This is a genomic window from Streptomyces cathayae, assembly GCF_029760955.1.
Lineage (GTDB): Bacteria > Actinomycetota > Actinomycetes > Streptomycetales > Streptomycetaceae > Streptomyces > Streptomyces cathayae.
The window spans coordinates 3,334,532-3,356,192 of the sequence record NZ_CP121682.1; the positions used below are offsets into that span (position 1 = coordinate 3,334,532).

Annotated in this window: 23 protein-coding genes, 3 tRNA genes and 1 pseudogene; 4 read left to right on the top strand and 23 right to left on the bottom strand. The window is 71.3% G+C overall.

Annotated features, from left to right (window positions below):
• Positions 1-31 precede the first annotated feature (31 nt).
• The 7 genes from PYS65_RS15035 to PYS65_RS15065 form a co-directional block, all read right to left on the bottom strand.
• The gene (locus PYS65_RS15035) at positions 32-1,474 is read right to left on the bottom strand and encodes an MFS transporter (RefSeq protein WP_279337956.1); all 1,443 of its coding nucleotides are present in this window, start codon (positions 1,472-1,474) and stop codon (positions 32-34) included.
• A gap of 99 nt (positions 1,475-1,573) precedes the next feature.
• Positions 1,574-2,143 carry a TetR/AcrR family transcriptional regulator gene (locus PYS65_RS15040; RefSeq protein ID WP_279334465.1) on the bottom strand — a complete coding sequence of 190 codons (570 nt, stop codon included), beginning with the start codon at positions 2,141-2,143 and terminating at the stop codon, positions 1,574-1,576.
• A gap of 199 nt (positions 2,144-2,342) precedes the next feature.
• Positions 2,343-2,777, bottom strand: a complete 435-nt coding sequence (locus PYS65_RS15045; RefSeq protein ID WP_279337957.1) for a MaoC family dehydratase — start codon at positions 2,775-2,777, stop codon at positions 2,343-2,345.
• Between the two features lie 8 nt (positions 2,778-2,785).
• Complete coding sequence (locus tag PYS65_RS15050) at positions 2,786-3,238, bottom strand: MaoC family dehydratase N-terminal domain-containing protein (RefSeq protein ID WP_279334466.1); 453 nt, start codon at positions 3,236-3,238, stop codon at positions 2,786-2,788.
• Between the two features lie 129 nt (positions 3,239-3,367).
• Positions 3,368-3,532, bottom strand: coding sequence for a 50S ribosomal protein L33 (gene rpmG, locus PYS65_RS15055; RefSeq protein ID WP_003948671.1), 165 nt, complete (start codon positions 3,530-3,532; stop codon positions 3,368-3,370).
• An 88-nt stretch (positions 3,533-3,620) separates the two neighbouring features.
• Positions 3,621-3,693: transfer RNA gene (locus PYS65_RS15060), tRNA-Met, on the bottom strand.
• 46 nt (positions 3,694-3,739) lie between these two features.
• Positions 3,740-3,812 (bottom strand) — tRNA-Thr (locus PYS65_RS15065).
• A gap of 240 nt (positions 3,813-4,052) precedes the next feature.
• Here PYS65_RS15065 and PYS65_RS15070 point away from each other — a divergent pair.
• Entirely contained in the window at positions 4,053-5,330 is a 1,278-nt protein-coding gene (locus PYS65_RS15070; RefSeq protein ID WP_279334467.1) for an amidohydrolase family protein, read from the top strand.
• A 94-nt stretch (positions 5,331-5,424) separates the two neighbouring features.
• Entirely contained in the window at positions 5,425-6,081 is a 657-nt protein-coding gene (locus PYS65_RS15075; protein ID WP_279334468.1) for an NAD(P)H-binding protein, read from the top strand.
• A gap of 33 nt (positions 6,082-6,114) precedes the next feature.
• Here PYS65_RS15075 and PYS65_RS15080 read toward each other — a convergent pair whose 3' ends face one another.
• A complete protein-coding gene (locus PYS65_RS15080) occupies positions 6,115-6,327 on the bottom strand; it encodes a hypothetical protein (protein WP_279334469.1) in 213 nt (70 codons plus the stop codon).
• Positions 6,328-6,425: 98 nt separating this feature from the next.
• Positions 6,426-6,507: transfer RNA gene (locus tag PYS65_RS15085), tRNA-Tyr, on the bottom strand.
• A gap of 253 nt (positions 6,508-6,760) precedes the next feature.
• Between PYS65_RS15085 and PYS65_RS15090 the strand changes: the two genes are divergently transcribed.
• Entirely contained in the window at positions 6,761-7,249 is a 489-nt protein-coding gene (locus tag PYS65_RS15090) for a YajQ family cyclic di-GMP-binding protein (protein WP_279334470.1), read from the top strand.
• A gap of 158 nt (positions 7,250-7,407) precedes the next feature.
• Here PYS65_RS15090 and PYS65_RS15095 read toward each other — a convergent pair whose 3' ends face one another.
• Positions 7,408-7,674: a GlsB/YeaQ/YmgE family stress response membrane protein gene (locus PYS65_RS15095; protein WP_279334471.1), complete on the bottom strand. Its 267-nt coding sequence runs from the start codon at positions 7,672-7,674 to the stop codon at positions 7,408-7,410.
• Between the two features lie 137 nt (positions 7,675-7,811).
• Between PYS65_RS15095 and PYS65_RS15100 the strand changes: the two genes are divergently transcribed.
• Positions 7,812-9,071, top strand: coding sequence for an APC family permease (locus tag PYS65_RS15100; protein ID WP_279334472.1), 1,260 nt, complete (start codon positions 7,812-7,814; stop codon positions 9,069-9,071).
• A gap of 105 nt (positions 9,072-9,176) precedes the next feature.
• Here PYS65_RS15100 and PYS65_RS15105 read toward each other — a convergent pair.
• The 13 genes and pseudogenes from PYS65_RS15105 to PYS65_RS15165 form a co-directional block, all read right to left on the bottom strand.
• Positions 9,177-9,739, bottom strand: a pseudogene (locus PYS65_RS15105) (SMI1/KNR4 family protein).
• Between the two features lie 131 nt (positions 9,740-9,870).
• Positions 9,871-10,266, bottom strand: coding sequence for a YccF domain-containing protein (locus PYS65_RS15110; RefSeq protein WP_279334473.1), 396 nt, complete (start codon positions 10,264-10,266; stop codon positions 9,871-9,873).
• Positions 10,263-11,126 (bottom strand): zinc metalloprotease HtpX, encoded by an 864-nt coding sequence (gene htpX / locus PYS65_RS15115; protein ID WP_279334474.1) that lies wholly within the window; start codon positions 11,124-11,126, stop codon positions 10,263-10,265. Before htpX ends, PYS65_RS15110 begins: the two co-directional genes overlap by 4 nt.
• Positions 11,127-11,375: 249 nt before the next feature.
• Positions 11,376-12,875: an NADH-quinone oxidoreductase subunit N gene (locus tag PYS65_RS15120; protein WP_279334475.1), complete on the bottom strand. Its 1,500-nt coding sequence runs from the start codon at positions 12,873-12,875 to the stop codon at positions 11,376-11,378.
• Entirely contained in the window at positions 12,872-14,470 is a 1,599-nt protein-coding gene (locus tag PYS65_RS15125) for a complex I subunit 4 family protein (RefSeq protein WP_279334476.1), read from the bottom strand. The genes PYS65_RS15120 and PYS65_RS15125 overlap by 4 nt, the downstream gene beginning before the upstream one ends.
• A 6-nt stretch (positions 14,471-14,476) precedes the next feature.
• On the bottom strand, positions 14,477-16,471 hold the full coding sequence (locus PYS65_RS15130) for an NADH-quinone oxidoreductase subunit 5 family protein (RefSeq protein WP_279334477.1): 1,995 nt from the start codon (positions 16,469-16,471) through the stop codon (positions 14,477-14,479).
• The gene (nuoK, locus tag PYS65_RS15135) at positions 16,468-16,947 is read right to left on the bottom strand and encodes an NADH-quinone oxidoreductase subunit NuoK (RefSeq protein WP_279334478.1); all 480 of its coding nucleotides are present in this window, start codon (positions 16,945-16,947) and stop codon (positions 16,468-16,470) included. Before nuoK ends, PYS65_RS15130 begins: the two co-directional genes overlap by 4 nt.
• Positions 16,947-17,552, bottom strand: a complete 606-nt coding sequence (locus tag PYS65_RS15140) for an NADH-quinone oxidoreductase subunit J family protein (RefSeq protein WP_279334479.1) — start codon at positions 17,550-17,552, stop codon at positions 16,947-16,949. The genes nuoK and PYS65_RS15140 overlap by 1 nt, the downstream gene beginning before the upstream one ends.
• Complete coding sequence (locus PYS65_RS15145; RefSeq protein WP_279334480.1) at positions 17,549-18,184, bottom strand: NuoI/complex I 23 kDa subunit family protein; 636 nt, start codon at positions 18,182-18,184, stop codon at positions 17,549-17,551. Before PYS65_RS15145 ends, PYS65_RS15140 begins: the two co-directional genes overlap by 4 nt.
• A gap of 3 nt (positions 18,185-18,187) precedes the next feature.
• The gene (locus PYS65_RS15150) at positions 18,188-19,156 is read right to left on the bottom strand and encodes a complex I subunit 1/NuoH family protein (protein ID WP_279334481.1); all 969 of its coding nucleotides are present in this window, start codon (positions 19,154-19,156) and stop codon (positions 18,188-18,190) included.
• On the bottom strand, positions 19,156-20,388 hold the full coding sequence (locus tag PYS65_RS15155; protein WP_279334482.1) for an NADH-quinone oxidoreductase subunit C: 1,233 nt from the start codon (positions 20,386-20,388) through the stop codon (positions 19,156-19,158). The genes PYS65_RS15150 and PYS65_RS15155 overlap by 1 nt, the downstream gene beginning before the upstream one ends.
• Entirely contained in the window at positions 20,385-21,095 is a 711-nt protein-coding gene (locus PYS65_RS15160) for an NADH-quinone oxidoreductase subunit B (protein WP_279334483.1), read from the bottom strand. Before PYS65_RS15160 ends, PYS65_RS15155 begins: the two co-directional genes overlap by 4 nt.
• Entirely contained in the window at positions 21,086-21,508 is a 423-nt protein-coding gene (locus PYS65_RS15165) for an NADH-quinone oxidoreductase subunit A (RefSeq protein ID WP_279334484.1), read from the bottom strand. Before PYS65_RS15165 ends, PYS65_RS15160 begins: the two co-directional genes overlap by 10 nt.
• Between the last annotated feature and the right edge of the window lie 153 nt (positions 21,509-21,661).

A 21,661-nucleotide genomic window follows, 5' to 3' on the forward strand; every position in this document is an offset into this window, starting at 1 on the left:
GGGTGCGCGGGTGCGTGGCGCTTCGGGGTGTTCAGGAGGCCGTTTCCAGCGCCGTCTCCGGCGTCGGAGCGGCCGAGGGCGGGCGGGGGGCGGCGGGCCTGCGGCCCGGTATGAACAGGGTCGCGATGCCCGCGAGGGCGACTGCCGCGGCGCCGGTGACCAGCGCCGGCCGCATGCCGTCGACGAAGGCCTGGCCGGACTCGTAGCCGCCCCGGCCCGCGAAGATCGACGCCATGATCGCGATGCCGAGTACGCCGCCCACCTCGCGCAGGGCGTTGTGGGCTCCGGAGGCGATGCCCTGTTCCTTCGGGCGGACGCTGGACATCATCAGGTTGGCGGCCGGGGCGAAGTACAGCGCCATGCCGATGCCGCTGACGACCAGGGCGGGCAGCTGGGCGGCATAGGAGGCGTCGGCCGTCGCCACCACCGCGAGGTGGGCGAGGCCGAGCGCCTGCAGGAACAGGCCCGTGGCGACGACCGGACGGCCGCCGACGCGGTCGGAGAGGAGGCCGGCGATCGGGGCGACGAGCATCGGCATGCCGGTCCAGGGCAGCATCCGCAGGCCCGCCTCGGTGGGCGAGTAGCCGAGTACGCCCTGCATGTACTGGCTGAGCAGGAAGATCGAGCCGAACATGCCGAGGAACATCAGCAGGCTCGCCGCGTTGATGCCGGAGAAGGCGCGGGAGCGGAACAGCCGCATCGGCAGCATGGGGTTCTTGGCCCGGACGCCGTGGTGGACGAAGCCGACGAGCAGTGCCGTCCCGGTGAACAGGCCGGTCAGGACGACGGTGCCGGTCCAGCCGTCGACGGGCCCGCGGACCAGGCCGTAGACGATGCCGAAGAGGCCGCCACCGGCGAGCAGGGTGCCGGGCAGGTCGAGCGGGGCTCCGGTGCCGTGGGACTCGGCGAGGCGCAGGCGGGCCAGCGGGATGAGGGCCAGGCCGAGCGGGACGTTCAGCCAGAAGATCCACTGCCAGGAGATGTGCTCGGTGAGGCTGCCGCCGACCAGTGGCCCCGAGGCCACGGCGAGGCCGTGCACGGCACCCCAGATGCCGTACGCCGTGCCGCGCCGGGCTTCGGGCACGGCCGCCGTGAGCAGGGTGAGGGTGAGGGGCATCATGACCGCGGCGCCGGCGCCCTGCACCGCGCGGGCGGCGATCAGGGAGTCGATGCCGGGTGCCATGGCCGCTGCGGCGGAGGCCGCGGTGAAGACGGTGATTCCGGCGATGAAGAGCCGGCGGCGGCCGAAGCGGTCGCCGAGGGCCGCACCGAACATCAGCAGGACGGCGAAGGTGAGCGTGTAGGCGCTCACGGTCCATTCCAGGTCGTGCAGGGCGCCGCCCAGGTCCTCGCGGATGGAGGGCAGGGCGGTGGTGACGACGAGGTTGTCGAGGGCCGCCATGAAGCCGGCGACGCTGGTGATGACGAGGGCCCAGACGGCCGTCCCGTCGCGTGCGGTGGTCTGTCGTGTCATCTGTGTCATCGCCCCCAGGGGATGATCTTGTTAGTTATTGATGACTAACTTTCGTGCTCATGAAAAGGCGGCGCCGGCCTCCCGCCCCTCCCCCCTCCGCTATCCCTCCGGCGCGTCCCTGAGCAGCGCCGACGGATCGAGCCCTTCCCAGACCCGGTGCCCGGCCGGGAACCCCATGGCGGCCAGACAGTTGATGAGCATGCCGTGCGCCATGAAATCCGTCGTCTCGCCGACGTCGGCTCCCAGCGCGAGGTGGACGACGTCCCACAGCCGCAGCCAACCGGCACGGACCGTCTCGCCGAACTCGTGGTCGCCCTCCTGCTCGGCGGCCGCCACCGCGAGGTACATCTGCATCTGCATCATCAGCAGCTCGGGGCGTTCCGCGATGGTCCGCGTGTAGGCGCTCGCCATGGCGTGCAGGGCCGCCTCGCCCTCCAGCCCCTCGGACGCCTCCGTGAACATGCGGATGGTGTCCGCCACGCAGCGCTCCGCCGCGGCCAGGAAGATGGCCTTCTTGCCCGGGAAGAGCCGGAAGAGATACGGCTGCGAGACGCCGACCCGCCGGGCGATCGCCTCGGTCGACGTGCCGTGGTAGCCGCCGCGGGCGAACTCGGCGCTCGCCGCGCGGACGATGCTCTCGCGCCGCTCCTCCGCACTCATCCTGACCATGCAGCGAAGTTAGTACTCACTCACTAACTACGTCAAGAGGTGAGACTCGGCGGAAGGAACCGGAACGGCGGGCTCCGTGGTGCCGCGCACCCAGGACGACACAAGGGGCGTCCTCCGTGGAGAACGCCCCTTGCTCGAGGGCCTGCGGGACTCAGGAACCGGTGGGACCCGGGATCTGCGGGGCTCGGAGACCTGCGGGTCAGGCGAGTCGTACGACCGCCCGGGACATCCCCAGCACCTTCTGCCCGGCGCTGGTCGCCGTGAGGTCGACACGGACCGTGCGCTCGTGCTCGTCGAGCTTGGCCGCGACTTTGCCGCTGACCTCGATGACGGCACCCTGTTCGTCGTTGGGGACGACGACCGGCCGGGTGAAGCGAACGCCGTACTCGACGACCGCACCCGGGTCGCCCACCCAGTCGGTGACCACGCGGATCGCCTCGGCCATGGTGAACATGCCGTGCCCGATGACGTCGGGCAGGCCGACCTCCTTGGCGAACTTCTCGTTCCAGTGAATGGGGTTGAAGTCACCGGAGGCACCCGCGTACTGGACGAGGGTGGCCCGGGTCACGGGGAACGTCTGTGCGGGCAGCTCGGTGCCGACCTCGACGTCGGCGTAGGAGATCTTCGCCGTCATGATGCTGCTCACGCCTCCTCGGCGGCACGGGCCACCAGCTTGGTCCAGGCGGTCACGACGTGCTCGCCGGCCTCGTCGTGCACCTCGCCGCGGATGTCCAGGATGTCGTTGCCCGCCATCGACTTGACCGCCTCGATGGTCGAGGTCACGGTGAGCCGGTCTCCGGCGCGCACCGGGCGGCGGTAGGCGAACCTCTGGTCGCCGTGCACCACCCTGCTGTAGTCCAGACCGAGCCGGGGATCGGCGACGACCTCGCCGGCGGCCTTGAAGGTGATCGCGAACACAAAGGTCGGCGGGGCGATCACATCGGGGTGGCCGAGCGCCTTGGCGGCCTCCGCGTCCGTGTACGCCGGATTGGCGTCGCCCACTGCTTCGGCGAACTCGCGGATCTTCTCCCGGCCCACCTCATAGGGATCGGTGGGCGGGTAGCTCCGCCCCACGAAGGACTGGTCGAGCGCCATGCGCGCGGTACCTCCTGTGTCTGGTCCGGCCCTGGTCGGCCTGAATGGGTACGGCCACGGTCGGCCGGTGAGCAGAACGACGCGAGGCCGCCCCCTGACAACGGGGACGGCCTCGCGTACGAGCCTGATTTATCGCGTTTCGCGGTGCGCGGTGTGCGCATTGCAACGCGGGCAGTGCTTCTTCATCTCAAGTCGGTCCGGGTTGTTACGCCGGTTCTTCTTGGTGATGTAGTTCCGCTCCTTGCACTCCACGCAGGCCAGCGTGATCTTCGGGCGGACGTCGGTGGCAGCCACGTGAGTGCTCCTTGACGAACGGATAGACGATTGAACACAGAAAAGAGTAGCCGACCGAAGGACCGACCCCGCAATCGGCTACTGTATGTAGCGGTGACCGGACTTGAACCGGTGACACAGCGATTATGAGCCGCTTGCTCTACCGACTGAGCTACACCGCTGCGATGCGATCGGGCCCCGTCTCGCGACGGGAACCTCACACACCAGAGCCCCAAAACGGAATCGAACCGTTGACCTTCTCCTTACCATGGAGACGCTCTGCCGACTGAGCTATTGGGGCGAGCGATGAAGACATTACACGCTCCGCCGCCGTTCACCCAAATCCGTTTCGCGGCCCCTGTCCCATCCTGTGGCGCGCCCTTCCCGCGAGCGAAGCAGCCCCCACCCGACCACGCCGGTACGACTATTGCGCTCCTCCCGGCGAGGGGCGGGCCACCGCCCTAGGCTCGACTCACTCTGCGTGATCTTCTCTCTGTGTGATCCTGCGACAACCGCTCGCAGTCCGAGCCCCAGGAGCGCGATGCCCGACAGCCGGCCTCAGCCGCCGCCCCCCTCGTCGCCCTCGTCCTCCTGTGGCCCGACCGGCCCGGAGCCGCTCCTGCTGTGCGGCGCGCGGCTCACCGACGGCCGGACCGTGGACGTGCGGCTGGGCGGCGGACGCATCGAGGCGGTCGGTACGGCCGGCAGCCTGGCCCTGGACGCCGCCCGCGGGGGCGGCACCCGGGTCGATCTCGCCGGCCATCTGCTCCTCCCTGCCCCCGCCGAGCCGCACAGCCACGCCGACACCGCCCTCTCCGCCGACGCCGACGGCCCCGTCTCCTACGAGCCCCAGGACGTCCGGCGCCGGGCGACGGAGGCCGCACTGCTCCAGCTCGGGCACGGGGCGACGGCGCTGCGGGCACATGTGCGCGTGGACGACGTGACCGGGCTCGGCGCGCTGACCGCCGTACTGCAGGTCGAACACGCGCTGCGCGGGCTGACCGAGCTGACGACGGCGGCGATGCCTCGCGTGCTGACCGGGGCGGCCGGAGCGGACGGGCTCGCGATGCTGCGGGACGCGGTGAAGATGGGCGCGTCGGTGGTGGGCGGCTGTCCGGACCTCGACCCCGATCCCACGGGGTACGTGGAGGCGGTCCTGGAGGTCGCCGCCGAGCACGGCGTCCCCGTCGACCTGCACACCGACACCGCCGACCCCGCCCGCCTGGCCCGGCTCGCGGCGATGGCGGGCGGGCTGCGGCCGGGGGTGACGCTCAGCCCGTGCGGCGGCCTCGGACGGCTGTCCGCCGAAGCGGCCTCGCGGACCGCGGACCAACTGGCGGCGGCCGGGGTGACCGTGGTGTGCCTGCCGCAGGGCGGCTGCGGCAGCGTCGACCGCCGGGGCACGGCTCCCGTGCGGCTGCTGCGCTCGGCGGGCGTCCGGGTGGTGGCCGGAAGCGGTGCCCTGCGGGACGTGTCGAACCCGGTCGGCCGAGGCGACCCGCTGGAGGCGGCGTACCTGCTGGCCTCCCGTCACGGGCTGTCCCCCGAGGACGCCTACGACGCGGTGAGCACCTCGGCACGGGCGGCCCTGGGGCTCCCCGAGGTACGGGTGGAGGCGGGTTTCCCGGCCGAGCTCCTCGCGGTCCGCGGCGACCGGCTGCCGGCGGCTCTGTCACTGGCGTACAGCCGGATCGTGGTGCACCGAGGACGCGTGGTGACCCGCACGAGCGCGGTACGCGAGTACTGCGGTCCGACGACGGCACCTCCCATGGAGCCGGGACGGGGGCTGCCCCGGCAGGGACGTGGTGAGACGCTGTAGGCCGTAGGCCCGCCGCGCTCGGCCCGCCGCGCTCAGGAGGCCGTGTTCGGTACGTCGCGGGCGGATGCGATCGTCACGGCGTACGGTCGAAGGCATGCGCATTGTCATCGCTGGTGGTCATGGTCAGATCGCACTGCGGCTGGAGCGGTTGCTCGCCGCGCGCGGGGACGAAGTGGCGGGCATCATCCGCAAGCCCGAACAGGCCGACGCGCTGCGGCAACTCGGTGCCGAACCGGTCGTACTCGACCTGGAGTCGGCGTCGGTGGAGGAGGTCGCCGAGCAACTCCGGGGCGCGGACGCCGCGGTGTTCGCCGCGGGCGCCGGTCCGGGCAGCGGCGCGGCACGCAAGGAGACGGTGGACAAGGCCGCGGCGGTCCTCTTCGCCGACGCCGCGGTCCGTGCGGGCGTACGGCGGTTCGTGGTCGTCTCCTCCATGGGCGCGGACCCCGCCCACGAGGGGGACGAGGTCTTCGACGTGTACCAGCGCGCGAAGGGCGAGGCCGACGCGTACGTGCGCGGCCTGGACGCCCTCGACTGGACGATCCTGCGCCCCGGCATGCTCACCGACGAAGCCGGCACCGGCCTGGTCCGGCTGGAGGCGCACACCGATCGCGGCCCGATCCCCCGGGACGACGTGGCCGCCGTCCTGGCGGAGCTGGTGGAGAACGCCGCGACAGCGGGCCTGACCCTGGAACTGATCAGCGGGCCCGTACCGGTCTCGGTGGCGGTGAAGTCGGTCGCCGGCAACTGAGCCGCTCAGCCGCCGGCAGGCTTCCCGGGGCGGCTAGAACAGCGGCATCTGTCCCGGGAACTCCGGTACGGCGTATCCGTCCAGCGCGGGCTGCCCGGCACCGAGCCCGGCGTGTCGGCGGGACCCCGCGCACGAGGTGAGTTCCCCGCTCCCCCGGGCGCCGGGCGGATCGTGACGTGCGTACCGCCCGGCCACGACGGCGATCTCACGACGGCACTCGGGGCACTGCCTACGACGGGACGACATGGCGCCAGTGTCCCCCGCCCCTCGCCCCACAGCACACCCCATAAGCCGAAGACCCCCTCTGCACCGCGTTCCCGCGGTGCAGAGGGGGTCTTCCCTTGTGGCGGCGCCAGGATTCGAACCTGGGAAGGCTGAGCCGGCAGATTTACAGTCTGCTCCCTTTGGCCGCTCGGGCACACCGCCAAGGTTGCCGCCTCGAACCGCCTTGCGGTGGCGCTCCGTGGCAACGACGTAAACGATACCTGATGAGCAGGGGTGCTTCGCCACCCGATTGATCGCCGCCCGGAGGCCCGGGGGGTGACTAGGCTTGTGCGGATGGCGGCCCGGGACCGATGCCGGGCCCGAGGGCCGCCCACGTATGCCGGTAGCCGGTACGCATCCGGGTCGCAGCCCGATCGCGGCCCGATACGGACCCTGATACAAGGAGCCACAGGACATGGCCGACTCCAGTTTCGACATCGTCTCGAAGGTCGAGCGGCAGGAGGTCGACAACGCCCTCAACCAGGCCGCCAAGGAGATCTCGCAGCGCTACGACTTCAAGGGCGTGGGTGCCTCGATCTCGTGGTCCGGGGAGAAGATCCTCCTGGAGGCGAACTCCGAGGACCGGGTGAAGGCCGTCCTCGACGTCTTCCAGTCCAAGCTGATCAAGCGGGGCATCTCGCTGAAGGCCCTGGACGCCGGTGAGCCGCAGCTCTCGGGCAAGGAGTACAAGATCTTCGCGTCGATCCAGGAGGGCATCTCCCAGGAGAACGCGAAGAAGGTGGCGAAGCTCATCCGCGACGAGGGCCCCAAGGGTGTGAAGGCCCAGGTGCAGGGCGAGGAACTGCGGGTCAGCTCCAAGAGCCGTGACGACCTGCAGGCCGTCATCGCCCTGCTCAAGGGACAGGACTTCGACTTCGCCCTGCAGTTCATCAACTACCGCTAGGCGGAAGGGTCACGGGCGTGGGGTGAGGGCGGGCGTGGGCTCTCGCCGGTGACGTCCGTGGGCGACGCGTGCGTCTCGCGCACCGCGTGTGTGAGGAGGGCGGGGGCGCCTTGGTGCGCCCGCCCTCCTCGCCCGTGGGGCGGGTCTCCGGAGCGCGGTCAGTCGCGTGAGTGGCCGAACAGGAGGCGGTACGCGACCAGGAGGACCAGTGAGCCGCCGATCGCGGCGGCCCAGGTGGCACCGTCGTAGAAGTCCCTGGTGATCGGGTGGTCGAGCCAGCGGGCCGATATCCAGCCACCGATGAACGCACCGGCGACACCGATCAGGGTCGTGCCGATGAAGCCGCCCGGGTCTCGGCCCGGGAGCAGGAACTTCGCGATCGCTCCGGCCAACAGCCCCAGAATGATCCAGCTGATGATCGTCATACCGTGAACCCTGCCCTCTCGCTCCGTGCTCTCACCTGCTCCGGCCGGTGCGTCCGATCCGGGTGTTCGTGCTGTCTTGGTATGCAGGACGACATCCGGATATGTGGCGGTTGCCGTGATCAGTAGGGTGCGACTTCATGAGCACCCACTCCGGTTCCGAACTGCGCCGCACGCTCGGCGTGGGCGACGCCGTCATCATCGGTCTCGGCTCCATGGTGGGGGCCGGGATCTTCGCCGCCCTGGCGCCCGCCGCGCAGGCGGCAGGATCCGGGCTGCTCCTCGGGCTGGCGGTCGCCGCCGTGGTCGCCTACTGCAACGCCACGTCCTCGGCCCGCCTCGCCGCCCTGTATCCGGCCTCCGGTGGCACCTACGTCTACGGGCGGGAACGGCTGGGGGAGTTCTGGGGTTACCTCGCGGGCTGGGCGTTCGTGGTCGGTAAGACCGCCTCCTGTGCGGCGATGGCGCTCACCGTCGGCGCGTACGTCTGGCCGGGGCAGGCCCACGCCGTGGCGGTCGCCGCCGTCGTGGCGCTGACCGCGGTGAACTACGGCGGTGTGCAGAAGTCGGCGTGGCTGACCCGGGTGATCGTGACCGTGGTCCTGGCCGTCCTCGCTTTCGTGGTGGTCGTGTCCCTGACCTCGGGGCAGGCCGATGCCGGGCGCCTGACCGCCGGGGCGTCGGGCGGCGTGGGCGGGGTGCTCCAGGCGGCCGGCCTGCTGTTCTTCGCCTTCGCCGGCTACGCCCGGATCGCGACCCTCGGTGAGGAGGTGCGGGATCCGGCACGCACCATCCCGCGCGCGATCCCGCTGGCGCTGGGTATCGCGCTGGTCGTGTACGCGGCTGTCGCGATCGCCGTCCTTTCGGTGCTGGGGGCGGAGGGACTCGGTGACGCCGGCGCGCCGCTGGCCGACGCGGTGCGGGCGGCCGGGGTCGGGGAGCTGACGCCGGTGGTACGGGTGGGGGCGGCCGCGGCCGCGCTGGGATCACTGCTCGCCCTGATCCTGGGCGTCTCACGGACCACGCTGGCCATGGCCCGGGACCGGCATCTGCCGGGCGCCCTGGCCGCCGTCCATCCCCGGTTCCAGGTGCCGCACCGGGCGGAGCTGGCCGTGGGAGTGGTGGTCGCCGTCCTGGCCGCGACGGTGGATGTGCGGGGTGCGATCGGGTTCTCCTCCTTCGGGGTGCTGGCGTACTACGCGGTGGCCAACGCGTCGGCCTGGACGCTTCGTCCGGGGCCGGCGGCCCGGGTACTGCCTGCTCTCGGACTGGCCGGGTGCCTGGTCCTGGCGTTCTCACTGCCCGGGGTCTCCGTGGCCGTCGGCGCGGGGGTGCTGGCGGTGGGCGCGGCGGCCTACGGGGTACGGCAGTGGCGCGGGTGGGGGACCACCGGGCGGTAGGACAGCCACCAGCAGGGCGAAGACGGCGAGTACGTCGGATGCCACGGGTACGGCGGGTACGACGAGTACGGCAGTGGCCACTGCCCCGCAGCCGGCCGGAGCCGCTCAGGACGTGTGCGCCGCTGTCACACGGTGGGAGTAGTCCGTCCACAGGGTGAGGTCCGTCCCCTCATTCTCCTCCTCGTACCAGCCCGTGCCGTCGGTCCAGGAGCGCAACCAGTCCGCGAGGCTCGGGGCGTCGACGAACCAGGCGTGGTGGGAGTCGTCCGCGTTGGGCTCGAAGAGGAGGACGGTGGCCTGCGGGGAACGGCGGTCCACACACGCGTACATCCCGCAGCCCCAGTGGGATATCGGCAGCACGCTCTCGGGCCAGGGCCAGGCGGGATCCTCGCGGCCGTTCTCGCGGTTGGCCAGGTACTGGGCCACGGCGGCGGGTTCGTCGTCGGACGGCGAACCGTCCAGCAGGGGCAGCAGACCGTACCCGGGACCGAATCCGCCGTCCGCCGGTAGAGCTCGGCGAGCAGTGGGGGCAGCTCGCATCCGAGGGCGGCTTCGGCTCGGGCCAGTGTGGCCGCGGCCACGGGCCCGGGAAGGACGGAGCGGCCCCACGGGCGGGTCTCGCGGGCCTTGGCCGCCACTTGTGCCAGCAACTGCTCGTACTCGGTCATGCGTTCATCATGCGGGCCGGCGCTGACATTCGGGGCGGCCTGTGGACAACCTCCGGGTTGTGGACATCCGGTCCGCTTCCTTGTCCGGCCCCCTCCTCGCCGTGCCGCTTCCCGCCCTACCGCTCCCCGCTCTACAGGCGGGCCGAGAACGGCTGGTCGGTCCGTACGATCTCGCGGCCCATCGGGAGCAACGAGACGGGGATCAGCTTGAAGTTGGCGATGCCGAGCGGGATGCCGATGATCGTCACGCACAGGGCGATACCGGTGGCGATGTGGCCGAGGGCCAGCCACCAGCCGGCGAGCACCAGCCACAGCACGTTCCCGATGCAGGAGGGGGCGCCCGCGTCCCGGCGCTCGACCGCCATGTACCCGAAGGGCCAGAGGGCGTAGACACCGATCCGGAAAGCGGCGATGCCGAACGGGATGCCGATGATCGTGATGCACAGGAGGACGCCCGCGAGCAGGTAGCCGAGGAACAGCCAGAAGCCGCTCAGGACGAGCCAAATGATGTTCAGGATGGTCTTCACTGCGGGCGACCTGCCATCTTCTCGAGTCGGGCGATGCGTTCGGTCATGGGCGGGTGGGTGGAGAACATCTTCGTGATTCCCTGCCCCGGGCGGAACGGGTTCGCGATCATCATGTGGCTGGCCGTCTCGATGCGGGGCTCGGACGGCAGGGGGAGCTGCTTGGTGCCCAGTTCCAGTTTGCGCAGTGCGCTGGCGAGGGCAAGGGGGTCGCCGGTCAGTTGGGCGCCGGAGGCGTCGGCCTCGTACTCCCTGGAGCGGCTGACGGCCAGTTGGATGAGGGAGGCGGCGAGCGGGCCCAGGATCATCAGCAGCAGCATGCCGAGGAGGCCGGGGCCGTCGTCGTCGTCGGAGCGGCCGATGGGGATCAGCCAGGCGAAGTTGACCAGGAACATGATCACGGAGGCCAGGGCTCCGGCGACCGAGGAGATCAGGATGTCGCGGTTGTGGACATGGCTGAGTTCGTGGCCGATGACGCCGCGCAGTTCACGCTCGTCCAGCAGGCGCAGGATGCCTTCGGTGCAGCACACGGCGGCGTTGCGCGGGTTGCGGCCGGTGGCGAACGCGTTCGGCGCCTCGGTCGGGGAGATGTACAGGCGTGGCATGGGCTGGCGGGCCTGGGTGGAGAGTTCGCGGACCATGCGGTAGAGCCCGGGGGCCTCGAACTCGCTCACCGGGCGGGCGCGCATCGCGCGCAGGGCGAGCTTGTCGCTGTTCCAGTACGCGTAGGCGTTGGTGCCCAGAGCGATCACGACGGCGACAACGAGCCCCGTGCGGCCGAAGAAGCTGCCGATGACGATGATGAGTGCGGACAGTCCCCCGAGGAGGAGCGCGGTCCTGAGCCCGTTGTGCCGGCGGTGCACGGTACGTCCTCCAAGTCGTGCGGCGGGGGAACCCTGGTTCGCTGATCTTCCTTCTGACCTGCAAGGGCCCCGGGTGTCCTGGCCTCACGTCCAGTGGACCCTCCCTGATTCGTCAACGCCAGGCGAAGGTCTCCAGTTCCCCCGTGCTCGCGGTGACGCGTGTGAACCGTCCGGGTGACGGCGGCTGTGACGCCGTGCTCACCGCTCGGTCCGGTGGCCGAAACCGGCGGTCGCCGGGCGCCCGGAACGTCAGAAGAGGGCGGTGTCGGTGAGGCGCAGGATCAGCTGGGGCGCGCCGGACAGGACGATGCCGAGGACTCCGGTGAGGGTGATCGCGGCGGTGAGCGGGACCGGGAAGCGGTGCTCGGCCGGTTCGCCCTCGGGGGCGCGGAACAGCAGTGCCGTCCACTGGAGGTAGTAGACCAGGGCGATGACCACGTTGACGGCCATGACGACGGCGAGCCAGCCGAGTCCGGCGTCGACGGCCGCGGAGAAGACGGTGACCTTGGCGAAGAGGCCGATGATGCCGGGCGGGAGTCCGGCGAGGCACAGCAGGAAGAAGGCCAGGAGCAGGGCGGTGAGCGGGGCGGAGGTGTACAGGCCGCGGTAGTCGGAGACCCGGTTGAGGGACCGCGTGCGGCCGACGAGGGCGGCGACGGCGAACGTTCCGAGGTTCACCGCGCCGTACATGAGGGCGTAGGCGAGCGTGGAGCCGATCGACTTCTCGGCGTCGCCGGAGTACGCGGCGGCGGCGATCGGCACCAGGAGGTAGCCGGCCTGTCCGACGGAGGACCAGGCGAGGAGGCGTACCGCGCTGTACGCGCGGGTGGCCTGCTGTCTGAGGGCACCGACGTTGCCGACGGTCATGGTGAGCGCGGCCAGCACGGCGAGCGCCGGACCCCAGACGTCGGCGTACGACGGGAGGGCGACGACGGTGACGAGGATCAGGCCGGTGAAGCCGACCGCCTTGCCGATGACGGACAGGTAGGCGGCGATGGGCAGGGGGGCTCCGACGTAGGTGTCGGGCACCCAGAAGTGGAAGGGGACGGCGGCCGTCTTGAAGGCGAAGCCGATGAGGGTGAGGACGACGCCGGTCTGGGCGAGCGTGTGGAGCTGTCCGTCGACGGTCTGGACGCGCTCGGCGATCAGGGTGAGGTGGAGGGTTCCGGTGGTGGCGTAGAGGAAGCTGACGCCGAGGAGGCTGACCGCGGTGGCGGTGACGGAGGACAGGAAGAACTTCAGGGCCGCTTCGGACGACTTCCGGTCGCCGTGGCGGAGGCCGACCAGGGCGAAGGCCGGCAGGGAGGCGACCTCCAGGGCGACGACGAGGGTCGCGAGGTCGCGGGCGGCGGGCAGCAGGGCGGCGCCCGCGGCGGAGGACAGGAGCAGGAACCAGTACTCGCCCTCGGGGATCCGCTTGTCGGCGTCCTTGAGGACGGTGGCCGACAGGAGGGCGGTCAGGAGCGCGCCGCCGAGCACCAGGAACTGGATGACGAGGGTGAAGCGGTCGACCGTGTAGCTGCACACTCCGGGGTCGCCGACCAGGCAGAACGTGCTGCGGTCGGCGTCGAGGAGGGGCAGCAGCATGAGCGTGGCGGCGGCGAGTCCGGCGACCGCGAGTCCGCCGAGCAGCTGTTTCCTGGCCTCGCTGACGAACAGGTCGGTGACGAGGACGACGAGTCCGACGACGGCCGCGATGGTGGGCGGTGCGATGGCCAGCCAGTCGACGGACTGGACGAGGGAGCTCATCGGTTGCCTCCTGCGAGGAGCTGCTGCACGGCCGGGTCGGTCAGTCCGATCAGGGCGCCGGGCCACAGTCCGGTGACGACGGTGAGGAGGACGAGCGGGGTCCAGGCCGCGAACTCGTAGCCGCGGACGTCGGGGAGGGCCGGGGCGTGCTGCGGCTCGGCGCCCATGCAGACCCTGCGGACCACGATCAGCAGGTACGCGGCGGTCAGCAGGGTGCCGAAGGCGCCGATCGACATGAAGGTGAGGAAGGCGGGGCGGCTGAGTCCGGTGGCGGGTTCGAAGGCGCCGAAGAGGGCCAGCATCTCGCCCCAGAATCCGGCGAGGCCGGGCAGGCCGAGGGAAGCGACGGCGCCGAAGGCGAGCAGCCCGCCGAGGCGTGGTGCCCTGCCGTAGAGGGCGGCGCCGGTCGCCGGGGCGTGCGGGTCAGAGGACGGGCGGGCCAGGGTGTCGAGGTCGACGGTGCCGGTGCGGTCCTTGAGTGCGCCGACCAGGAAGAAGAGCAGGCCGGTGACGAGGCCGTGGGCGATGTTGGCGAACAGGGCGCCGTTGACGCCGGTCGGGGTCATGGTGGCGATGCCGAGGAGGACGAAGCCCATGTGACCGACGGAGGAGTAGGCGATGAGTCGTTTGAGGTCGCCCTTGGCGCCTTCCTTGGCGAGGGCCAGGCAGGCGAGGGACCCGTAGACGATGCCGACGACGGCGAAGGCGCCGAGGTAGGGAGCGAAGGTGCGGAAACCGTCCGGTGCGACGGGGAGCAGGATCCGTACGAACCCGTAGGTGCCCATCTTCAGCAGGACGCCGGCCAGCAGGACCGAGCCGACGGTGGGGGCGGCGGTGTGGGCGTCGGGCAGCCAGCTGTGCAGCGGCCACATCGGGGTCTTGACCGCGAGCCCGATCCCGATCGCCAGAACGGCGATGACCTGCACGGATACGCTCAGTGACCGGCCGTTGTCAGTGGCGAGTGCCACCATGTCGAATGTGCCCGCCGTGATTCCGATCAGGAGCAGGCCGAGCAGCATGACCACGGAGCCGAGCAGCGTGTAGAGGATGAACTTCCAGGCGGCCTCGGCCCGGCCCTCACCGCCCCAGCGGGCGATGAGGAAGTACATCGGGATCAGGACCATCTCGAAGGCGAGGAAGAACAGGATCAGGTCCAGGACGGCGAAGGCCGCGAGGGTGCCGGATTCGAGGACGAGCAGCAGGGCGACGAATGCCTTCGGGGACGGGCCCGTGGGCGGTTTGAAGTAGGTGTACAGCGCGCTGAGGAAGGTGAGCAGCGCGGTCAGGACCAGAAGGGGGAGGGAGATGCCGTCGGTGCCGAGGTGGATTCGTACGTCGAGTGCGGGGATCCAGCTGATGTCGGTCGTGGCCTGCATCTTCGACGGCTGGTCGTGGTCGAAGCCGAGCGCGAGGACGATCGCCGCGACGAGGACGGCGCCGGTGACCGTCACGCCGTGCCGGAGCACGGCCTGGTCGGGTGATGTCCCCTTGAGTCCGGGCGGAGCCGGCAGGAGAGCGGCGGCGGCACCGAGGAGCGGGCCGACGACGAGAAACGCCAGGAGGAACTGCATCACGGACTCGCTGATATCGATCACGTCTGCTCACGCTCCCGTCGCGGCGAGGACGACGGCGACCGCGAGGATGACGGTGCCGGCGAGCAGCGCGCTCACATAGGTCTGCAGATTGCCGGTCTGGGCGCGTCGTACGGCGGTCCCGAGCCACCGGGGCAGCGTTCCCGCGCCGCGTACGTAGGTGTCGACGACCTCGCGGTCGAGGAACCGGACGAGAGAGGCCGCGGCCTGGACGGGGCGGACGAAGAGGGTCGTGTACACGGCGTCGAGGTGGAAGCCGACGGCCGCGTGGCGGTGCAGCGGGCCGAGCAGCAGCCGCCCGGGGTCCGAGGGGTCCGGTGCGTACGCGATGTCCCCGTAGGCGGGTTCGTGACTGGCGATGGCCTCCGCCTCGACCTGCCCGGCATCACCGTGCGGGTGGGCGGCGACGGCACCGAGGGGGATGCCGGCGGCGTGTGCGGTCGTGTGGCGCCAGGTGGCGTAGGTGACGATGCCGCCGACCAGGGCCATCCCCGTGCCGAGCACGGAGGTGGTGAGGGTCGGGGTCAGGTCGTGACCGTCGAACCAGTCGGGCAGTGCGCGGAAGGCGAAGCCGCCGAACGCGAGGGACGGGACGGCGAGCACCCACAGCACGGCGGTCATGGTGAAGGGCTGTCTGCCGTGGTCGGGGGCCTCGGGGCCGTGTCCGCGGAAGGCCAGTAGCCACAGGCGCACCGCGTACGCCGCGGTGAGCAGGGCGGTGGCCAGGCCGGCGAGGAGGACGATCCAGCCCGCGGCGGCGGGGGTCTGTCCGGTGTGGCCGATGACGACGTGTTCGGCGGCTCCGAGGACGGCCTCCTTGGAGAAGAAGCCGCTGAACGGCGGGATCGCGGCGAGCGCGAGGAGCGCCACGGTCATCGTCCAGTAGGCGTCGGGGACGCGGTCGCGCAGGTGGCTCATGCGGGACATGGCGGCCAGCGAGTTGGTGCCGGCGGCGTGGATGATCACGCCGGCGGCGAGGAACAGGAGCGCCTTGAAGGCGCCGTGGGACAGGAGGTGGAAGACGGCGGCTCCGCGGTCGCCGAGGGCGAGTGCGCCGGTCATGTAGCCGAGTTGGCCGATCGTCGAGTAGGCGAGGACCCGTTTGATGTCGTCCTGGGCGAGGGCGGCGAGCGCCGACCCGGCCATGGTGACGGCGGCCATGACGGCGAGGACGGTCATCGCGGCCCGGGATGCCTCGAAGAGCGGAAGGAGGCGGGCGACGAAGTAGACACCGGCGGCGACCATCGTCGCGGCGTGGATCAGCGCGGAGACGGGGGTCGGGCCCGCCATCGCGTCGGGGAGCCAGGTGTGCAGCGGGAACTGCGCCGACTTGCCGGCCACGCCCGCCAGGAGCAGCAGGGCGATCAGTGTGGGGTGTTCGATGCCGCCGTTCGCGACGGCGTCGAGGATGCGGGTGATGCGGAACGACCCGGCGTCGGTGGCCAGGGCGAACAGGCCGATGAGGAAGGGGACGTCGCCGAGCTTGGTGACCAGGAAGGCCTTGAGGGAGGCGGCGCGGGCCTCGGGGGTCTCCCAGTAGTGGCCGACCAGGAAGTAGGAGCAGATGCCCATGACCTCCCAGCCGACCAGCAGCACCATCAGGTCGCCGGAGTAGACGACGAGGAGCATCGCGGAGGTGAACAGGGAGACGAGAGCGGCGTAGGAGGGGTAGCGCGGGTCGTCACGGAGGTAGCCGGTCGAGTAGATCTGCACGCAGGTGGCGACGACACCGACGAGCACGGCGGTGAGGGCGGCGAAGCCGTCGATGTGCAGGGCGAGTTCGACGGGGACCGAACCGGTGGGGGTCAGCTCGGTGGCGGCGTCGACGGCCCGGTCACCTCCCTGGCGCGCGGCGACCGCGGCAGCCAGCGCGAGGGAGGCGACGGTCGGCAGGACGGCGAGCGGGCGGACGAAGCCGGGGGCCGTGCGGCCCAGGAGCAGTCCGGCGATCGCGCCGAGGAAGGGAAGGAGGGGGACTAGGGCGGCGAGGGTGGTCGTGGTCACGCGGTGGCCTCAGCCTTCGTGACGGCCGCCCGGGTCGTGGGGGCGTCGCTGTCGGGGGCGGGGCCGCCGGGGCCGCCCGGTCCGCCGAGGCCGCCCGGTCCGCCGGGGCCGCCCGGTCCGCCGGGGCCGCCCGTGCGGTCGGGGTCGTCGGGGTCGTGGCCCTCGGCGGTGTCGCGGAGCTTGTCGATGTCCGCGGTCCCGCGGCTGCGGTGGACGGCGAGGACGATCGCCAGGCCGATGCCGATCTCGGCGGCGGCGATGGCAATGGTGAACAGGGCGAGGGCCTGACCGGAGTGCAGGGTCTCCTCGGCGGCCTTGCTGAGCCAGACGTCGAAGGCGACCAGGTTCAGGTTGACGGCGTTGAGCATCAGCTCGACCGACATGAGGACCAGGATCGCGTTGCGGCGGGCGAGGACTCCGTACAGGCCGGTGCAGAACAGGAGGGCGGACAGTACGGCGGGATAGGCGAGGTGCATCAGCGGTCCCCCTCCGCGTCGCCCGGGGTGCCCGCCTTCGTGCCCGCCCTGGCGCCCGCCTTCGTCCGGCGGGAGAGGACGATCGCGCCGACGAGGGCGGCCAGGAGGAGGACGGAGAGGGCCTCGAAGGGGAGGACCCAGTGCTGGAAGAGGCTCGCGCCCATCACGTCGGTGGAGCCGGCGGGCGCGCCGTCCAGATCGATCCAGGTGGTACGGAAGGCGTCGACGACCACCCAGACCAGGGCGGCAGCGGCGGCGACGGCCACGGCGAGGGCGACCGGGCGGTTGCCGGAGTCGGCGTCCGGGGAGCGGCCGATGGGGGCTCTGGTGAGCATCAGACCGAACAGCAGGAGGACGATGACCGAACCCACATAGATGAGGACCTGTACCCAGGCGATGAACTCGGCCGTGAGCAGGAGGTATTCGACGGCGAGTCCGCCGAGGGCCACCACCAGCCACAGGGCGGCGTGCACCAGCTGCCGGGTGGTGACGGTGACGACGGCGGCGCCGAAGGTGACCAGGCCGACGAGGAGGAAGGCGATCTCCACACCGGTCGGGGAGAGGAAACCCTGCGGGGCCGTGCCGGCGGCTGCGGCGAGGGTCACGGCCCCTCCCTCTTCGGCCCGGTCGGGCCGGTGGTCGGCGGGTCGGGCTGCGGGTCGGCGGTCGGCGGCTCGGGCTGTGGCTCGGGCTCCGCGGCGGCCTGGGTGGCGGCCAGTTTGTCGGCCGTCTTGCGGGCGGCGGCGAGTTCCTTCGGTTCCTCTGCGGCGGGGTCGAGGGCCGGCGGGGCCGGGACCGTCCACATCCACTCGCGGAGCTTGTCGCGTTCGTGGGTGAGTTCGCGGATGTCGGTCTCGGCGTACTCGAACTCGGGCGACCAGAACAGGGCGTCGAAAGGACAGACCTCGATGCAGATACCGCAGTACATGCACAAGGAGAAGTCGATGGCGAAGCGGTCGAGGACGTTGCGGCTGCGGTCACGGCCGCCGGGCGTCGTCGCCGGGACGGTCTCCTTGTGGGAGTCGATGTAGATGCACCAGTCCGGGCACTCGCGGGCGCACAGCATGCAGACCGTGCAGTTCTCCTCGAACAGGCCGATCACACCGCGGGTGCGGGGCGCGAGGTCGGGCTGGGTGTCCGGGTACCGGCCGGTGACGGACTTCTTCGTCATCGTCCGCAGGGTGACGGCCAGGCCCTTGGCCAGGCCGGAGCCGGGAAAGCCAGGAGGGGGTGTCATGGCTTAGGAGATCACCACCTTGACGACGCCGGTGAGGGCGATCTGGGCGAGGGCGAGGGGAACGAGGAGGGTCCAGGAGAGTTTCTGCAACTGGTCCTCGCGCAGTCGGGGATAGGTGACGCGGAGCCAGATGACGACGAAGGCGAGGACCGCGGTCTTCAGCAGGGTCCAGACCCAGCCGAGGCCGTCGGCGCCCCATGGCCCGTGCCAGCCGCCCAGGAAGAGGACGGTGGTCAAGGCGCACAGGACGACGATCCCGGCGTACTCGGCGAGCAGGAAGAGCGCGAACCGCAGACCGGTGTACTCGGTGTACGCCCCGAAGATGATCTCCGAGTCGGCGACGGGCATGTCGAAGGGCGGACGCTGGAGTTCGGCGAGGCCGGCGACGAAGAAGACGATCGCGCCGACGATCTGCCAGGGCAGCCACCACCACTCGAAGGCGTCGAGGATGCCGACGAGGGAAACGGTGCCGGCCGCCATCGCCACCGAGGCGGCGGTGAGCAGCATCGGGAGTTCGTAGGCGAGCAGTTGGGCGGCGGTGCGCAGGCCACCGAGGAGGGAGTACTTGTTGGCGGAGGCCCACCCGGCCATCAGCGAGCCGAGGACACCGACGCCCATGACGGCGAGCACGAAGAACACGCCCGCGTCGATCACCTGGCCGACCGCGCCCTCGCCCGGGCCGATCGGGATGACGAGCAGGACGAGGAGGTACGGCAGGAGGGCGACGGCGGGGGCGAGCTGGAAGACACGGCGGTCCGCGCCGGCCGGGACCACGTCCTCCTTCTGCGCGAACTTCACGCCGTCGGCGATGAGCTGGGCCCAGCCGTGGAAGCCACCCGCGTACATCGGGCCCAGACGGCCCTGCATGTGGGCCATCACCTTGTGCTCGGTCTGACCCACGATCAGGGGGAAGGTGAGGAAGACGACGAAGACGAGCAGGAGTCGCAGGGCGACGTCGAGTACGTCGTTCACTACGGACCTCCCGAGGGGTCGGGGTCGTCGGAAGTCGAGGGCCCCGGTTCCGACTTCGGTTCCGGTTCCGGTTCCGGTTCCGACTTCGGTTCCGGTTCCGAGTCGGACTTCGGGTCGCGTTCGGGGTGGGCGAAGGCGGGGCGGGCGTGGTGCCAGGGGGCATCCGGGTTGCGCGGTGCGGCAGCGGGCTCGGGGCCCGACGCCCCGGACCCGTCCGGCGCCTCTGTTCCGGTGGGCTCCGGCGGTGTCGCCTCGGCGCGCTGGGACGCCGACCCCTCGCTCGCGCTGCGGGCACGCCGCGGGGGCCGCGCGGGACGGCCGGGAGGCGTGGTCGGGATGGCCGGCGTGGCCGTTTCGGGCTGTGCCTCGGTGTCGGCGGCCGGTGCTTCGGGGGCGGCCCGGCCCGCCCGCCGGCTCGCGGAGCCTTCGGCGGCCGAGCGGCTGCGGCGCGGCGCCGGTGAGGGCCGGTCCTCGGGCCGGTCCTCGGAGCCGTCCCCGGCAGGAACCGACTCGGTTCCTGCCGGGGCGGACTGGCTCGCCGAGCCCTGCGCCGCCGTACGGGTGCGGCGGACCGGGCGTTCGCCGGGAGTGCGCCCCGTGCCGGCGGCCGCCCGGCCCACGGCGCGGGCCGGACGGGACGGAGCCGCGGGGAGCTTGCCCTTCAGAGGGCCCCACTCATTCGGGTCGGGGACGCCCGGGGGGAGCATCTGGCGGCGCTTCGGACCGCCGTGCTCGACGCCCGCCGCAGGCTCCCCGGGCTCTTTGGCCCCGGGCCATGCCTTGGCGACACGGGCGGCGAGGACGAAGTCCTTGCGCAGCGGGTGGCCCTCGAAGTTGTCCGGCAGGAGCAGGTGGTCCAGAGCCGGATGGCCGGCGAAGTCGACGCCGAACATCTCGTACGTCTCGCGCTCGTGCCAGGCGGCCCCCGCGTAGACGTCCACGGCGGAGGGCAGCGCCGGGGCGTCATGCGGGACCGTCGTGCGCAGCAGCAGGCGGCGTACCGGGGAGAGGGCGACGACGTGCGCGGTGACGCAGAAGCCCGTGCCGGGCTCGTCGACCGCGCTCAGCCAGTCGAAGTACGTGCAGCCGAGCCGGTCACGGGCGGCCTCCAGGGCGGGGATCCAGGAGGCCGGCGGGACGTCGACGGTCAGGACGTCGTACGACTCCTCGGCCGTGGCCTCCGTACCGAACAGTTCCTCGACGTCGGCGGGGAGCCAGCCGACCGCGGTCACCGGTCCTCCCCCTCGCCGGACGTCGCCGCACCGGACTCCCCCGGCGCGGGCGGCTTCACCAATCCGCTCCGCAGCGCCGCCGCCGACGCGCCCGGGGCGTCCCGCTCGCCCGCCCCGTACCTCTCTCCCAGCGACTCCCGCGCGATCTTCTCCTGGAGCTTCAGGACCCCCTGGAGCAGCGCCTCGGGCCGCGGCGGGCAGCCGGGGACATAGACGTCGACCGGGATGATCTGGTCGACGCCCTTGGTGACGGAGTAGGAGTCCCAGTACGGGCCGCCGCAGTTGCTGCAGGCGCCGAAGGAGATGACGTACTTCGGCTCGGGCATCTGCTCGTACAGGCGCTTCACCGCGGGCGCCATCTTGTCCGTGACCGTGCCGGAGACGACCATCAGGTCGGCCTGGCGCGGTCCCGGTGCGAAGGGGATGACACCGAGGCGGATGAAGTCGTGGCGGGCCATCGACGCGGCGATGAACTCGATCGCGCAGCAGGCGAGGCCGAAGTTGAAGACCCAGAGCGAGTAGCGGCGGCCCCAGTTGAGGATGACCTTCATCGGCTCGGGGGCGAGCCGGGAGAGCACGCCGAGCTTTCCCCCGCCCTCGGCGGGGAGCACGGCGGGATCCGGCAGCAGCACCGGTTCGGAGCCCGCCCCGGATGCCGCTCCGGGGCCGGTCCCGGAGCCCGTCGGGTGGGCAGGGGTCACGTCCATGTCAGGACGCCCTTCTTGTATGCGTACAGCAGGCCGACGGCGAGAAAGCCGAGGAAGATGAACATCTCCACCAGGGTGGTCGCGCCGTAACCGTCGACGGCGAAGACGGTGGCCCAGGGGAAGAGGAAGATCGAGTCGACAGCGAAGATCACGTAGAGGAAGGCGTAGACGTAGTAGCGGACCTGGGTGTGGGCCCAGCCCTCACCGACGGGGTCGACCCCGCACTCGTACGTCATGAGCTTCTCGGGGGTGGGGACCACCGGCCGCAGCAGGCGTCCCGCGCCGAAGGCGACGGCGACGAACAGCACACCGACGACGGCGAGCAGCCCGACGACCGAATACGCCTGGAAGTAGTCCGCCGCGACGTACTGTGAAGCGATCACGGCCGGATCGACGCTGATCGGTTCCCGCACGTCCGCCCCTCGCTGTCGACGATCTGTACGCACGGGAGTCTAGGCCCTTATAAGGAGGCCGTAAGCAGCCCGTCGCACCCGGATGTGGGAGGTGGGGATTTCCCCCGTGCATCTCAGGGGCCCACCTCATGGCGCGGGTCCCCCCGGCCCGGC